This is a genomic window from Glycomyces salinus (assembly GCF_016428645.1).
Classification (GTDB): Bacteria; Actinomycetota; Actinomycetes; order Mycobacteriales; family Micromonosporaceae; genus Glycomyces; species Glycomyces salinus.
In genome coordinates, this window is sequence record NZ_JAELXW010000059.1 from 47,788 (window position 1) to 63,987 (window position 16,200).

5 protein-coding genes are annotated in these 16,200 nt (G+C 71.7%); all 5 read right to left on the minus strand.

Annotated features, from left to right (window positions below; translation table 11 throughout):
- Nucleotides 1-17: 17 nt before the first annotated feature.
- Nucleotides 18-3,065 carry a phospholipase D-like domain-containing protein gene (locus JFB92_RS16395; protein ID WP_199041165.1) on the minus strand — a complete coding sequence of 1,016 codons (3,048 nt, stop codon included), beginning with the start codon at nt 3,063-3,065 and terminating at the stop codon, nt 18-20.
- A complete protein-coding gene (locus tag JFB92_RS16400; protein ID WP_199041168.1) occupies nt 3,062-6,148 on the minus strand; it encodes a hypothetical protein in 3,087 nt (1,028 codons plus the stop codon). The genes JFB92_RS16395 and JFB92_RS16400 overlap by 4 nt, the downstream gene beginning before the upstream one ends.
- Nucleotides 6,145-13,146 (minus strand): hypothetical protein, encoded by a 7,002-nt coding sequence (locus JFB92_RS16405; RefSeq protein ID WP_199041171.1) that lies wholly within the window; start codon nt 13,144-13,146, stop codon nt 6,145-6,147. The genes JFB92_RS16400 and JFB92_RS16405 overlap by 4 nt, the downstream gene beginning before the upstream one ends.
- A gap of 440 nt (nt 13,147-13,586) precedes the next feature.
- Nucleotides 13,587-15,038, minus strand: a complete 1,452-nt coding sequence (locus tag JFB92_RS16410) for a PQQ-dependent sugar dehydrogenase (RefSeq protein ID WP_199041174.1) — start codon at nt 15,036-15,038, stop codon at nt 13,587-13,589.
- A gap of 418 nt (nt 15,039-15,456) precedes the next feature.
- The coding region (locus tag JFB92_RS16415; RefSeq protein WP_233163393.1) for an ATP-binding protein at nt 15,457-16,200 on the minus strand (744 nt) is incomplete at its 5' end.

Here is a 16,200-nt window from a genome sequence, read left to right on the forward strand (position 1 = left end):
GCCCCGGCCCGGCGGACTCAGAGGCGCTCGGGCCCCAGTCCCGCCAGGACCGCCGCCAGTCCGTCGAGCACTGCCGAGAACTCCCCGCCCTCGGGGTCGACGATGTCCTTGGAGGGCGCGACGATCTCGGTCTCCGGCAGTCCCGGCCACTTCGGCTGGACCTCGCCCTCGCCGCCGTTCTCGACCGTGCGGTGCATCAGCCGGAAGGCGCTGCGCCGCCCCGCGAGCTGCGTCCATCGGGGGTCGGGGGTCGCCGTCGAGCCCGCCTCGCGCGGACCGACGCCGAGGACGCGGGCCATCGCGGCGCGGCGGGCGTCCCGCACGGTCGCGCTCACCCCGTCCTTGAGGTCGTGCCCCACGAACGCCAGATCCGTCGAGCCGTCGAAGGTCAGCCCGCGCCGGGAGAACGTCGAGCCGCCGACCAGCGCCCACACGTCGTCCACGACCGCGAAGGTGCCCCGGAGGTTCTCCGGCCGCCCCGGGAAGCCGACCGGGTGGTACACCACGACGCGCTCGGGGAACGCCTCGGCCAGCGTCGCGACGGCGCGGTTCCGCTCCAGGTGCATCCGGTGCGCGAACGGCTCGTATCCGGGTCCGAACGGGATCCGGCGGGGCGTCACCAGCACCACCTTCAGGTTCGGTTCTGCGCCCATGCGGCTCAGCAGCAGGTCCACCAGGTCCACCTTCCGGTCCGCCGTGGTGTCCGCGGTGTGCGACAGGAGCGCGGTCTCGATGTAGACCAGTTCGCGCGCCTGGGACAAGGCCCACCGCCAGGCCCACTGCGCGTCGCGCCGGCCCTGGTGGGCCGCCCTCGCTTCGCGCTTGAACTCGGCGACCCAGCGGTCGCCCGCACCCGGCTCCGGCAGCGAGGTGAGCGGCAGCAGATCGCCGGTCAGGAGCGAGCCGATCGCGCTGATCAGCCCGGACCAGGTATCGGGGAGGGTCTCGACGTCCACCAGCTCCAGGGCGGCACGGAGTTCCGGTGACTCCACCGTGTGCGCCACCGACTGGAGGACGGCGCCGGTGGCGTCGCCGGACGTGCCCGACACCGGGTTCCAGCGCGCGTTGTCGAGCTCGCTCAGGCGCGACACGATGTGGTGGGTGCGGCGCAGCGCCGCGCGGGCCAGGTCCTGCGCGAGTCGGCCGGTGACCCGGACGCCCGGGGCGTGCTCCTCGGGCCCGGCGGGCAGGCCGGGGCTGCCGCGGCGGGCGTCGCCGCCGAGCGATCTCCCGTTGAGGAAGCCCGGTCCGGCCACCGAGGTCCAGGCGCCGGGGTCGGCGCCGTCGTGTCCGGCCACGACCGTCTCCGTGCGGGCCATGGTGGCGAACCGGGGCGACTCCCGAGGTGCGGCCGCGCCGAGCGCGTCCAGCACGATGTCGGTCCCGGTGTGCGCCACGGTCTGCTCGAGCCCGAGGACCGGCGCGGGGCCGATGCCGCGGTGGTCGTCGGCGATGCCGTCGAAGGCGTTCGGGGCGGTGCCGTCCGGCGGCGCGGTGCCGCCGTCGCCGACCGCGTCGATCTCGACCGAACCGAACAGCCGCTGATCCCCTCCGGACGGTCCACGCGTGACGACGAGCAGGTCGAAGACCAGCGCGGGTGCGGACGGCCGCGGATCGGCGCCGACCCCGTACGGGTCCGGCACGCGGATCCTGCATTCGGACCCGGCCGCGACGACGGCGCTGCCGCCGTCGCCGCGCTTGGAGAACCGCAGCAGCTCCAGCGGCACGGTCGCCCGGCCCGGGTCGACGCGCGGGAAGACCCGCACGAACGCCTCGGCGGGCAGCGCCCCGGCCGGCCAGGTCACGACCACATCCGGGGTGGTGCCGATGTAGGCGGCGGTGGCGTCGGCGCGGGCGGCCGCGGCGTGCGCGGCGGCGAGGTCCTCGGCGGTGCCGACCGGCGCGGGCACCGCGGGCCAGCGTTCGGTGCGGCTTCCCGGCAGCGGGAAGTCGTCGGCGACGGTGGGGCTGACCGCCAGCCGCGTCCCGGACAGACCGGCGATCTCGCCCGCCGCGCCGAGGAAGGACCGCCCGTCGGGCAGCACTTCGAGGTCGCCGGTGCCGAGCTCGGGGGCCGGTTCGTTCGCGGTCGCCTCGTCGGCGCCGTCGACGCCGCCGATCGCGGTCGTGCCGCGGTTGCCCGCCAGGTGCAGGCCGAGGTCGGCGACGGCCACGCGGAAGAACTGGCGTTCGAGCACGGGGACCGGGGACCCGGCAGGGACTCCGGTGGTCGGCAGGGCCGGGGCCGAGACGGCGGTCGTGCCGAGCTCGCCGTCGGGAAGCGTCCCGATGCGGATCGCCCCGGTGTCGTCGGTGAGGGTGAGCGCACCGCTCCACTCGTGCGGCCCCGCCTCGAGGCGGGCGTCGGAGCCGATGCGCACCCCCTCACGGTCGGGCACGTCGTTCCACGGCTTCCCGAACAGGTCCACCAGGTGCACACGCACCGCCCCGGCGGTGCCGAGGCCGGCGACCTGCGCGATCGACCCGGCCCGGGCCGGATCGGAGATGTCGTCGTCGGTTCCCGCCTCGCGCCGGTGCAGGGCCGGTATGGCGCGCAGCAGGTCGCGCATCATGCAGGCGACGGCGACCGGGTCGATGATCAGCCCTCGTTCGTCGTGGAAGGTCAGGCGGCCGTGGCCGATGTCAGCTCCGGCGAGGACCGTGTCCGGCCGCATGGGCTGGTCGCTCGGCAGGTCCGGCGGCGGGGTGCCGTCGCGCAGCGCCGCGAAGAACGGCGTGGGCCGCCGGTGCTGGCCGCCGTCGAAGCGGGCGGCGACGAGTCCTTTGAGGCGGAGTGCGCCCTGCGGGTGGAACCGCAGCACGGCGACGGTGCCGTCGAGGCTCACGCCGGCGTGGTCGGTCAGTTCGGGCGCGCCGAGCCGCGACCAGACCAGGTAGCCGTCGACCGGGGCGCGCCAGGACGCGGCGCCTTCGAGGCTCATCGCGGCCTCGTCGATGCTCGGCCGGGCGTCGGCCCACTTCGCGGACAGTTGCGCCGACGCGTGGCCGAGTGCCTCCAGGCCGGTGGTGTTGAACGCGGTGCTGGCGAGGGTCGAGTTGATCACGGGGCGCTCCAGGATGACGAGGTGCGGCGTCCCAGCGGGTCGGTCGCATCGGCGGTGACCGACAGCGGGGCGGCGGCGAATCGGGCGGTGACACGGTAGGGGTCGGCGGCGGTGGGGCGGTGCAGGAACAGCTCCGGCGCGTCCGGCGGCGGCGTCCCGGTGAACGACGGCAGCGAGGCGATATCGCCTCGCAGCACGGTCGTCTCGGTCTCGCCGTCGTTCGCGCGCACCGCGACGACCGAGACGGTGAAGGCCCCGAGCCGGGTGCGCAGCGGCGACGCGTCGGTCCGGAAACCGGCGACGGCCCCGCCGGAGCCGTCGGTGGCGGGCACGACGGTCAGGCCGGTCACGGTCGGCGCGTGCGGCGAGGGCACGATGACCTCCACCGCCGGGCTCGGGTGGGAGCGGCCCCGGATCTGGCCGAGCGAGGCGTCGGCCGAGGCGACCGCGACGGCCCGGTAGTAGACCGGCTCCCACGGCGGCAGCGGGTCCGAATCGGTCAGTTCCCAGTGGAGCCTGCCGTCTTCGGCCGTCGCCGTGGCGGCGCCCGCGATCAGCTCCGGTTCTCCGGCCGCCTCCGGTGTGCCGGAGTTGACTCTGCCGCGCACTCGGCCGATCTCGATGCGTTCGACGGCGACCGGTTCGTCGTCCACGGTGGCCGAGAGCCGGACCGACGCACCGTCCATGTGCGCCAGCAGCAGTGGCGTAGCCGGTTCGAGCCGGGCGGGCACGGCGACGGCGAGGTACTGGTTCGCGTCGGCCGGAAGGCGCCGTTCGACGCCGGTGTCGCTGACCGAGGAGATCCCGTAGAAGTAGACCAGCCGGTTGCCCTTGGGCAGTTCGACTTTCAGCCTCGGTTCGGTCAGCCGCTCGGCGAGGCGCCGGAAGGCGCGTCTGGCCGCGCCGAAGTCGCGGACGCGCAGGTCCGCGAGCCGTTCGGCGGCGGGCCGGTCCAGATCGGGCGAGGGGAGGCCGAGTTCGCGGGCCACGGCCGACTCGTCGGCGACGTACACCGTGTAGCCGGGTCCGGCCCCGGACCAGTCGAGGACGGCGCGGGACACGCCTGCGGCATCGGGGAGCGAGGCCCACAGCATCGGCGCGGTCGTCACCGGCGCGGGCGGCGGCAGGGGGCTGGCCACGCCGGTCCCCACCGGGGCGGAGAACTCGCTCGACTTGAGCGGGCGGACCAGCTCGGCCGCGCGGGCTTTGGCCTCGACGCGGATGCGCGGGTGGGCCGCGTACGGCAGCCCCAGGCCGGGGATCGTGCACCGGTAGGTCCGCAGGTCGCCTTGGCGCTCTTCGAGGATCTCCTCGACGCCGGTCGGGGGCGACTCGCTCGAGGCCCCCGAGAACGAGATCACGTGGTCGTCGACCCGGGGGCCGCCGGGGGAGAGGACCGATCCGTCCACGTCCGGCGGGGCCGTGCCCTCGGGGTGCACGAGGAGGCGGACGCGCACCTCCGCCGGGCGGCGGTCGGCCCAGTCCCAGGTGAATTCGACCGCGGCGGCCGGGGCGGGCCCGGCCTCGTCGATCTCGACCCGGCGCACCGTCGGCCGCTGCGGCGGCACGACCAACCGGTCGTGTTCCACCGACCGCCACGGGCTCCAGCGCCCGAACCAGTCCTGGGCCGCGACGCTGAAGCGGGCTGTGCGGCCCTCCCCGGGGAAGCGCTCGGGGACCGCCGACTGGGTGTACTTGACCCGGTCGGTCTCGCCGCTCAGCCCCGGCACGAACACCCGGTGCCCGCCCGAGGGGCGCTTGTCGAGCGCCGGTTCGAGGTCGGATCCGCCGACCGAGCCGAGCACGGCGTAGCTCGAGGCGCCGATCCCGGTGGCCGCCTCCGGCCGGTCCGCATCCCAGGTCAGGTCGACGATCTCCAGCCATGGCCGGTCGATCCCGCCGGGCCGGTCCAGGCGCGGGCTCGTCCGGTCCGCGTTGACGCGCATACGCGTCGGCGCGTCCGGCGGGTCGCCGCCGACGTCGACGAGCGCGGCCAGGTCGTGTTCGAACGGCAGCCGCAGGTCCAGGCCGGCTACCGACATTTTGAACTCGGCCTTGTGCTCCAAGGTCACCATCAGCAGCCCGCTCATTCGCGACGGCTGCTCGATCCGGTGGGTCACCACCGGGGGTACGGCCATGAGCGTGGTGGCGTCGATCGAGGTGCCGAAGCCCAGGGCGAGCGCCGCGTACGGGTCGGTTCCGGCCGCCAGCAGCGCCGACTGCAGCGGCGGCATCTTCGCGTTCGAAGTCGATCGCCAATGCGAGGGGGCGTCGGTGCCGTGCACCGACCGCGGCACCGGCATGGACTGCTCGATCACGAACCCGGCGTGGTGGCTGCGGTCGCCGGTCAGCCGCAGCATCTCCGCCAGCTGCTTCATGGTCGGCTCCAGCTCGCCGCGCACCAGGGCCTCGGGGTCGGGCGGTGCGAACGGCGGCGCCGGGAGCCCGGAATCGGTCGCGGGCGGCCAGAAGTCGGCCGGGGTGCCGCGGTCGACACGCCGGATCGCGGCCTTGACCGGGTCGGTCAGGGCGCCGGGCGGGCCCTGCGGGTCGAGCGGGTACCCGCCGGAGAACCGCTTGTCGACCGGGAGGCCGACGTATTCGAGCAGCCGCCATCCGGGGTCGTCGACGTGGCGTTGCAGGTCGAGGACCACCGCGCCGGTGACCGTCGTGTTCGGACCGGTGGTGATGGACCGGATGGACGCGCCGGCGAGGGTGAGGCCGATCCCGGTGGCCGGACCCGAGGCGGTGACCTCGTCGACCACTTGGCCGGAACCGGAAGGGCCGGAGTGCGCGCGGACCAGCGCCCGACCCGATCCGACGTCCAAGTCGAGCCGCACCATCGCGGCGGCCCGCTCGCCCGGCCAGGTGTGGAGCACCCGGTCCCGTCCGATCGGGCGCGACCGGACGTCGACCTTTTCGGCCTTGGTGGACGGCTTCGGCAGGTGCCACACCTTGAAGTGCGTCGCCGGCAGGCCGAGCTTCGGATCGATCATCCAGCGCAGCGCGGCCCTGGCGCCGTCGCGGGTGTCGATCACGGCGCCCCTGGCGTTGAACAGGTTGGGCATCACGGTGCGGGTCATGGCATCTCCCAAGCGGGACGGTCGAGCGGGAACTCGCCGAGCAGCGCGGCGGTGTCGGTGGTGTCGAGGTCGAGCAGCGGGTGCAGTTCGCGGGCGAGGCCGAGGGCGACCGTCGATCCGCGCGCGCCGGCCTTGAGGAAGGCGAGCGTGCGGGCGCCGCCGGTGTCGCGGGCGAACCGCTCGACCTTCGCGGTCGCGGGCGGCTCGGGCCGCGCTCCGTCGGGCAGGTTCCGCAGGAACTTCTCGCGCAGCTCCGCTATGGACGGCGCCCGGGTCTCCAGTGCCGTACGTCCCGGCCGGACGTACGCGGACTCGACGAGCGGGCCGCTGCCGGACTCGATCAGCTCGTCGACCACGAGCCATTCGCTCCGGCCCAGCCGCCACTGCAGAATGTGGACGCCGTCGTCGGCGTAGACCGGCTCCGGTTCGAGGCGGCTGCGCCACAGAGGCTCGGGCGCCTCGATGTAGATCGCGACCGGGGCCGACACCTCCTCGCCGTTCCACAGGACGGTGACCTGCGGACTGACCGGCCGCGGACGGGCCTCCAGACCGGCCGCCGTAAGCGCCCGGTCGAACTCGTCTCCACCGACCGCGCCGTCCATCGCGATGAGCGAGGACAGGTCCTCCACCCGCTGGTGGACGACCCTGGACTCCCGGACGGCGCGGGCGAAGTCGTCCCGGCTGCCGTACCGGGAGGTCGTCATCCGCTGCCGGTACAGCGGCCGCTCACCGACCTCGCCTTCGCGGCGTTCGGGCGCGGCGACCTCGCCGCCGTCGTCCAGGGCCTCGATGTCGACGACGTAGTCGGTGACCGGGTCGAGGTGGAAGTCCACCACGGCGCGGCCGTGCCGGTCGCCGCCGGGGTCGAAGTCCCGGCACGGCTTGTCGGCGAGGAGCCGACGCGCGGTCGCTTCGAACGGCGACAGCACCAGCGCCTCCATCCGCTCGAACAGCCCGTCGAGCATGATCCGGGTGAACGGCGCCTCCGGGGTGCCGTCCGAACCGCGGAACGACGCCGCGCGGGCCGCCGCCCGCAGGGACCGGTCGTAGGCGGCGTACAGCTCGAGCACGTCGTCGGTGGCGAACACGAACACCACCGGGTCGTCGTGGAAGTGGTGCGGCTCGTCGGGGGCCGGGAACTGCGCGAGCATCCACGGTTCGAGGTTGCGCGGCGCCTCGTCGTCGGTGAAGAACGTGCGGGTGTCGGTCTCATCGCTGACGGTCCATTTGACGTCGATCTGGTTCGGGTCGCCCTCCTCGCCGTCGCTCGGTTTGCGTCCGGTCTCGGCGGTGTAGTGGACGACGACCCGGTATTCGGCGTCGGGAAGCAGCAGCGCGTGCGGGTCGGAGTCCAGCGAGTCCGCCAGGGCCTGCTCGTCGGCCTCGGCCCGCCGGTCCTCGGCCTCATGGCGGCGCCGCTCGCGCTCCGAGAAGCCCTCGAAGGCGACCAAGAACCACGAAGGGGCGACCAGTCCGAACTTCTCGACGGCGTCCCCGAGCGGCCGGATGCCCAGGTCGATGTGGAAGGCGGCGCGGCTCGGCTTGACGTGGACGAGGAACTCGGCCTTGCGTTCGGCCCCTGCGGCCGGGCCGCGGGCGAGCCGCACCTCGTCCCACCAGGAGCCGCGGGGGTCGGTCCAGCGGCTCGGCAGGTCGGTCTCGGCGTCGACCCGCTCGAACGCGACGTCGACGCGGCCCAGGTCCCGGTTCTCGGCGTCGTAGGCGGCGGCGTCCATCAGCCCGGACGCCACGAGCTTCTCGTCGGCCACGACCAGGAGCGTCATCGCCTCGTGCGGGCCGCCGCTGATCCGGATGACGTCCCGGAGCTCCTTGGCCCTGGCCCGGTCGGCCAGGTCGAGCGCCTCACCGAGCGGGCTGTCGAAGTCCTGCGGCGGCAGCGAGGCGCCGAGCAGCTCGTACGGTGCTTCGAGCGCTTTGGAGACGCACAGCTTGTCGCCTCTTTCGTGGGCCCGTCTCTGCAGCTCCTCCGACGGGCACTGCGCCTGCGCACCGACGACCTCGGCGGGTTTGTGCGGGAGGAGCCCGTCGAGCGGGGTGCCGGTCCGCCAGGTCTCGCGGACGAGTACCTCGGTGTCGACCGGCCGACCGCGGCGGGACCCCGGCTCGTCCGGCCAGGCCTCGCCGTGCGGGTTCCAGCCGGAGTCGTTCGGCCCGAGCGGGCTGTCGCGGAAGGTCCACAGGACGCTGGCGGGCCGGGCGACCGGCGTGCACGCCTCGCCCCAGCCGTCCTCGACGATCCGGTCGAGCGTCTCGCCCTCGAGGATCGCCTTGTCGGTGTTCGTCGGCTTCCAGTCCAGCATGGCCAGATCGACCGGGAGCCCGTCGCCGCTGCCGTCGTCGGGCCCGATCCGCCACGTGTACGGCCTGGGGCCGTCCGTGGTCGGGTCGGTCCCGGCCGCGACCGGGGCGCCGTGCTGAGCCACCAGCCTGAGCTCGACCTCCCTGACGTGGTAGCGCACATAGACCATGCCGCGCTTCTGCCAGCCGTCCTCGCCGGGCGGCGGCGCGCCCTGGACGGTCCCGTCGATCGCGGAGCCGTCCACGACCGGGCCGGCCTCGAACTGCAGCAGCGGGATCGCGTCGATCGGGACGCGCACCTCCCGCGGGCCGTCGCCGCCGTCGACCACCGGGACGGTGCCGTCCTGAGTGCCGCGGCACAGCACCGTGTCGACGCCGCGGTCGACCGCGCTGCCCTCGGCCAGGGCCGGGGAGCGGCTCTGGAGGGTGAGGTCGCGGATCGGCCGGGGCGGGGGCGGCTCGTCGGGATCGTTGCCGAGAGAGAACTCCACGCAGGCCTCGATGGTGAAGAACAGCAGGCTGACCTTCCCGCAGACCTCGCCGTGGATGAAGGTGACCAGTTCGGTCGACGGCGGATCGCCGTGGCCGGTCTCGACCTCGGCGGCCTTGACCGTGAGCGCGGCGCTGGCCTCGATGGCGACGATGATCAGGTGCAGCGCGCCTTCGAGGTAGAGCCGGCCCGCGAACGTCAGCGGCGCGAAGCCGATACCGGCGTCGAATCCCGCGGCGACCTGGAGGTACAGGCCGATGTCCTTCTCGCCCCAGGTGATCGACACGCCGAATCCGGTGGCGAGGGAGAAGCCCTGTAGGCCGTCCCTGAACAGCGGGAACTCGCGGATGCCGTTGCCGTGGACCATGAGATAAGCGGTGGCCTCGAACAGTTCGAGGACCGTGGCCTTGATCGGCTCGCTGATCGTGCCGATGTCGACGTAGAAGTTCTCGGGGTCCTCGAAGGGGAAGCCGGCCTCGATGGGGATCTGGAGGTGGAGGATCTCTTTGATCTCGTACTCGATCTGGATGCCGATCATCACCCCGGACGGGCCGATGTCGACCACGGCCAGCAGGTTCCCGGTGGTCTGGCCCTTGACCGGGGGTTTCTTGCTGAGCAGTTGGGCCTTGACGAACAGGAGGATCCGCGGTCCGGGCAGCTCGAGGACGAGCATGCCCTTGATGTTGAGGATCGTGCCGCCCTCGATGGTGCCTGCGACGACGCCGAGGCCGAAGGCCCAGGAGTCGAGTTGCCCCTTCCAGCCGGTGATGTCGGTGGGGTTGCCGCGCACTTTGGAGTCGAGCCAGTCGAGGGCGGGGTTCCGGGCGGAGGTGTCCTCGTCGCGCGCGTGGTGCATCGCGAACAGGCCGAGGAAGCCGAAGATCGCCATGCCCGTGCCGCCGAGTGGGATCCCGCCGGGGAACTCGACTTCGAGGGTCGCCAGCACGCCGGTGGCGGAGCGGTCGCCCTCCTCGACGGTCTGGATCTTGACTCCGGCGGCGACCCGCAGTCCGACCGTCGGCAGGGCCAGGTCGAGTTGGCCGGCGAAGCCGTCGTCGTAGATCTCCAGGTAGCCCTTGCCCACGAGGGTGTCGGGGATGTCGACGCCGATGCCGATGGCGGTGATCGTCGGCGCCCCGAGCGGGTCGACCGGCAGCCGGAATCCGAACTTGTCGACCTTGAACACGCCGAGGTCGACGCCGAGGCCGAGGTCGACCTCGATGTTGAGCGGGTTGGTCCTGGCGATGCGGGCGCCCAGGACCTGGATGATGTCCCCGATGGCGTCGCCGAGCGCGGGCAGGACCCGCAGCGATCCGGAGTCGGCCAGGTCGAGCGTGTAGCCGCGGGAGGAGTCGAACACCGGGCGGAAGTCGGCCGTGCCGTCGGGGGAGACGTCGAGGCCGAAGCCGATCGCCTTGTAGCGCACCTTGATCGGCTTGTCGACGCGGGTGGTGACGATCTCGAAGTCCTCGACGGCCAGGTTCAGGCGGATGGCGCTCTCGACGTCGAACAGCAGGACCGAGTGGACCTCGTCCTCGTCGTGGGTGACGCCGAGTTCGACCCCGTAGTGGGTGAAGCGGTCGACGTGCGCGATGCCGAGCGCGGTGACGACGATCGGCGTCGCCAGGGACACGACCAGCGGGGCGACGTCGCCGCCGTTCGCGGCGTCGGCCGCGGTGGACGCGGTCAGCGGGGCGAGGGCGAAGTAGAGGCCGAGCAGGTCGCGCCAGGCGTCGTCAGTCGGGGTCGCGTCCTGGGAGGCGGGGATTTCGCCCCAGCTCCACAGCCCGTCCCGGTCGCCCGCGCCGGCGCGGGCGACGAGGGTCTCGGTGAAGGTGGCGGTGGCCGGGTCGTGGGTGACGGTGATGCGGAACTCGACCACGCCGTCGTCGGGGTTGGGTTGCGAGTCGGGCTCGGGAAGGTTGCCCTCCTCGGGCTCCTCCAGGCCCGGGCCGATCGTGTCGAGGTCGTCGCGGTACTCCTCCAGCGCGTCCTCGTGGGCGGTCTGGAAGTCGATGGTGCCGCGCAGTTCGGCGGCGATCGGGACCGGGTCGCGTTCCCAGCGGACGGTGGCGCCGATGCTGCGCAGCCAGTCCGGGCGCTGCGACTCCGGCGGCGAGATCGGATCGTCCTCTTCGGTCTCGTCGGGTTCGGCCGGGTCTCGGATCAGCTCGCCCGCGTAGGGGTCGGTGCGCGGCGCGGTCCGGACGAAGGTGGCCTCGACGTAGCGGAACGCTTCGCGATCGTAGTTCGGATCGCGGTTCATCTCGTTCTCGGCCGGGCCCTCGCCCCTGACACTGATCGTGAAGTCGCCGTCGCGCAATCCGTCGATCTCGTCGAACAGGCGCCTCTTGAGCGCTTCGGCGCGGCGTTCGCAGAGGGCGATGTTGTAGTCGGCATTGGGGTCGCGCTCCCGGCTCGCAAAGGCCTCGAGCTGGATCCGCGGCCTGTTGCCCGAGGCGAGCTCGGCTTCCCAGCTTCGCCGGAACGCTCCGAAGTCGAGGTGGGTGCCGCCTCCCGAGTCGATGGGGCTGCCGCTCAAGGTGGCCGTGTCGGTCGTCTCCCGGGTTCCCCGTCTGCCGTCGCCGGGCTCGGCGAACCTGAAGTAGGCCGTGAGGGCGGCCGGCTCGGGGCCGGGCGGGACGGTCCAATCGACGTTGAGCGGCCGCGTCTGCCCGGGTGCGATCGGCAGGGTGGCGCGGCCGTCGGTCACGGTGGCGCCGGCGATGGTGCCGTCGGGCGGATCGAGCCGGACGGTCACCTGGGCCGGATCGGACTGGTCGACGATGCGGACGCGGTCGGTGGGCGGTTCGAGGCGGACCGCGGGGGCCCTGGTCGAGCCGGGCGACTCCGGTCGGCCGCTGAGCTCGCGGACGGCGTAGAGGTCGAGGACGAGGTACCGCTTCCGGTCTTCGCGGTCGGTGATGCCCACGACCACCTGCTGATCGGGGGAGAACAGCCGCATTCGCTGGAGCGCGGAGAGGTCTCGCACGTCGGAGGTGCCCGCGATGAAGGCGTCGAGGTCGTCGGTATCGGCGGTGTGGGCGTCGACCGCTCCGTGGTCGAGCGCGTGGGCCGCGGCGATGGTGTACGGGGCCGCGCCCGAGTGCACGTCGACCATGAGCAGGTGGTTCTCGTTCTCCGGGCGCATGTTCGAGCTGACGTTCGCCCGGTACCGCAGCAGCTCGGGAGGGTCGCCGTCTCGTCCGGGCGCGGGCTCGATCTCGACCGCGGTGCCGCCGGCGCTGATCAGCCGCAGATCGGCCGTGAGGGCCTCGCCGCGGAAGTCGACGTCGAAGCTGAGGTCGCCCCAGAGGGCCGGTTCGGGCTTGAAGCCGATGACCAGGTCGCGCGCGCCGACGTTGCCGGCGTACCCGACCGACTGGGCCTGCGAGAAGTAGAACCGGAACTCGGGCAGGTGGATGCCGGTGAAGTCGTCGCCGAGTCCGAAGCGGTCGAGCAGGTCGGGCGGGGTGTGCTTCTCGGACAGGTCGAGTACGGCCTTCTCCAGGCCGATGCCGAACTGGTTGTTGTCGAACAGGGCGTGGGCGGGCCGCATCTTGAACAGGGAGGCGACCTCCTCGTCGGGCTCGTTGAGCGTCTCGGCGCCCCACGAGGTGACCTCGATTTCGGCCTCGGTGTCGGATCCGGAGTCCTGGTCGATCTGGAGCACGATGCGCGGCAGGTCGAACTTGACCTCCCGCTGGGTCGGGTGGGGTTTGAGGAAGGCGCCGTCGGGTTCGGCGCCCACCAGGCCGGGGAAGGTGAGGGTGATCAGGTTGAAGAGCAGTTCGAGGCGGAACTGGGTGTTGGGGTAGTCGCTGGGGGCGCTGTCGGCGGGACCGAGCGCCCGGACGGCCGTCCGGAGGCCGCTGTCGCTCAGGTCGTCGGCGGAGAGCGCCCCGGCCGGTCGGCGGGCGACCGACAGCCGGAATTCGACGGCCGTGTCCTGGGGGTCGAACTCGAGGCCGCTCGCGCCCGGCGCGGTGGAGTTCAAGGAGAACGCCAGGACACCGGTCGACTCGTCGGCGACGCGCGCGACGCCGTGGATGACGACCCCGTCGTCGTCCCACGCCTCCTCGTATTCGTCCACGTGCAGGAATTCGAGGATCTGATTGAACTCCTCGCCGAGATCCACCCCGACGAAGAAGTACGGCCGGATCAGATCGATGAGCGCGAGATTTCCCATGAGTCGGGCTCCTGTGCGGTGTACTCGGTGGGCGGAGGGGCTGACGGGGGTCGAGGTGCGCGGAATGCTCGGGCAGAGTCGAAGGCACGCGTCTGCAAGCCGATGAAGTACCAGCATTCGACAAGTCTTAAATGTCCAATTAGTCCATCGACTCATCCAAGTGGACGATGACGACGACAGCCTGAGTATGGCACTGATCACGTCCTTGTGGGGTACGTGAATGACCGTGCGTTTGCCGCTCGGGCTCGCCTCTCGCCTCGACCGGCGAGATCACCGGGCCGCGATCGAGCCCCTCTCGGCCGTGCAGAGGGCGGCCGTGGCGAGGTCGCGTGCACCCGCCCACCACACAACGAGGACTGGAGGAGCCTCGCGGCGGGAGCCCGTGATGCGGGGATCTGAGGAAGCCCCGAGGCGGGAAGCCCCGGGGCCGTCCGGCCGACTTAGACGTCGAGGTAGTCGATGTTGGGCAGCCCGTCCCAGCCGGTCGCGACCAGGCGGATGGTGTTGTCCCCCTCGTTCAGCGGGACCGTCACCGTCTTCGTGCTCCAGGCCGACCACGAACCGGTGCTCTCGAACGATGTGGACGTTACGGTGGAACCGTTCACCACCACATCGGCCCCGCGGGCGCCCCCGGAAGAGCCGTTGGCGAACCCGATCTCCACGGTCGCCTCGCCCGCGCTGTCGGCGGTCACGGTGAACTGCGAGGCCGTGTCGATGGTGTTCGGAGTGTTGCAGAAGCCCGAACCGGAGTAACCGGCATGGTTCGCATCGATCGTGCCGTCGCAGACCGCCGGCGCGTCCTCGGCCTCGTAGCGCATCGGGTCGTCACTGCCGCCGCCGAGCGGCTGGTAGCGGACGAGGATGTCTTCGCCCGAGCCGTTCGAGGTCGCGAGCCACAGCCGGCCGTCGGGGGCCACCTCGACCGTTCTGATCCGGCCGAGCGTCCCTTCGAGCACCGCAGTCGGCTCGCCTGCTTCGCCGCCCGACACCGGCACCGTCCACAGGCGCTCGCCGCGCAGCGCGCCGACGTACGCCACGTCGTCGACGATCTCGAGCCCCGAAGGGGAGGCCTCGGCGGGCCGCCAGGTGATCAGCGGGTCGGTGAACTCCGGCTCACCGCCGGAGCCCTCGACCACGGGCCAGCCGTAGTTGGCTCCGGCCTCGATGTGGTTGAGCTCGTCCCAGGCGTCCTCGCCGAACTCGCTGGCGTACATCTCGCCGCTCGAGTCCCAGGCCAGCCCCTGGACGTTGCGGTGGCCGTAGCTGTAGACCGGCGAGCCCGCGAACGGGTTGTCCGCGGGGACCGACCCGTCGGGCTCGATCCGCAGGATCTTGCCGGCCAGGCTCTGGAGGTCCTGGGCGTTGGCCGTGTCCTGCGCATCTCCGGTCGTGATGTAGAGGTTCCCGTCCGGTCCGAAGGCCAGTCGGCCGCCGTCGTGGTTGCGCGCGGCGGGAATGCCGGTCAGGATCGGCTCGGGCGCGAAGTCGTCGATGGTGAAGCGCACGACCCGGTTGTCCTGGTCGGTGGAGTGGAAGGCGTAGACGTAGCCGTCCTGCTCGTAGTTCGGGGATACGGCCAGGCCCAGGAGCCCGCGCTCGTCCCACGGCCCGTCGGGCGGAGGGACCTCGATTTCTCCGACGACCTCGGAAGCGCCGGACTCGTTGTAGAGCAGGACCGTGCCGCTGTCGCGGTCGGAGACCAGGGCCCTCCCGTCGGGCAGGAAGGCGAGTCCCCAAGGGATCGAGTGCCCTTCGGCCACCACTTGCCCGTTCCCGAAGTCGAACCCGGCCTGCTGCGCCGGTTCGACCTCTTCCGGATCGGCATGCGCCACCGCCGTACCGACGCCGAGCGACGCGATCGCGAGCGCTGCGACCGCCAGTTTGCGTCGCATAAGTACTCCTTAATTGATAGATATCAATACACTGGCGAGCCTAGGCGACATTGGTATGCGCTGTCCAGATCTGAGCCGGTTGGTCCCGGACGACCTCGACCCGGGGCTCCCACACCCTTTTGATGGGACTCGAACCCCAAAGGCCACAGGCCGGAGGAACGTCGAGGAACCGGTCGCACGATCACCGCGAACGGGTGGAGATGTCCGGTTCCGCGATCAGCCGCTTGATGGATTCGACGCGCTCGGGCAGTGCGCCTGGCGGGATCGCAACCTGCAGCGTCGCCGCGATCATGGACTGGATGCGCCCGCCCCGACCACCAATCACCAGACACGCCATAAGGCTGTGAACTGCGAAAACACCTTGGAGTGGTCGGGAATCCACCTTGTGTGAGACTGGTAGCGGCCGACCTTTGGCAGCTCAGGTAGTCCCGGATTCCCAGATTGCCGCGATCGGGATCGCCTTCATCTTGGGGCCGAACGGCAGCGTCTTGTCACCGGTGTACAGCACGGCCCCCATCAAGAAGTCGTCGCCGAGCCGGTCGGCGAGGTGCCGCAGTCCGTTGAAGTCGTCGCCGCGGACGGTTGCGCCAGCTTTGATTTCGAAAGCGACCACCTGGCGTCGTGGGGTCTCGAGCACGATGTCGACTTCGAGTTTGTCTTTAGTCCTGTAGTGGAACATGGTCGCCCTCTGCTCAGACCAGGTGAGCTGGCGCAGCAGCTCCATGGCGACGAAGCCTTCGAGAAGCGGCCCGAGCGCTGCGTCCTGGCGGGCGAGCGAGCGGGCGTCGGCCTGGGCCAGATGTGCGGCCACGCCTGAGTCGACCAAAGCGACCTTGGAGGTCTTCACTGCTCGCGAACTGAGGTTTCGAGTGAATGCCGGAATCCGTTTGAGGAAGTAGACCTCTTCCAGCAGTCGGATATGGCGAAGTACGGTGTTGTGGTCGATCTCCAGGTCCCGTGCGAGGTTGCCCGGTACCAGCAGGCCGCCCGAGCGGGCCGCCAGCATTTGCTTCAACACCGACAGTTGCGTGACGCGTTCGAGTTCGGCGAGCTGCATGACGTCTCGGTTGATCAGGTCCGACACGTACGAGTCGAAGAATCGTCCGCGGCGGCTCGCCGTCGATCTCTCCTTGCAGCCGAGCCTACCGGCCCAGCGATCAGA

Bases quoted from the DNA above. Each gene is read 5' to 3' on its own strand.
- JFB92_RS16400 (WP_199041168.1), bottom strand. From the start codon at position 6,148: ATGACCCGCACCGTGATGCCCAACCTGTTCAACGCCAGGGGCGCCGTG.
- JFB92_RS16405 (WP_199041171.1), bottom strand. From the start codon at position 13,146: ATGGGAAATCTCGCGCTCATCGATCTGATCCGGCCGTACTTCTTCGTC.
- JFB92_RS16410 (WP_199041174.1), bottom strand. From the start codon at position 15,038: ATGCGACGCAAACTGGCGGTCGCAGCGCTCGCGATCGCGTCGCTCGGC.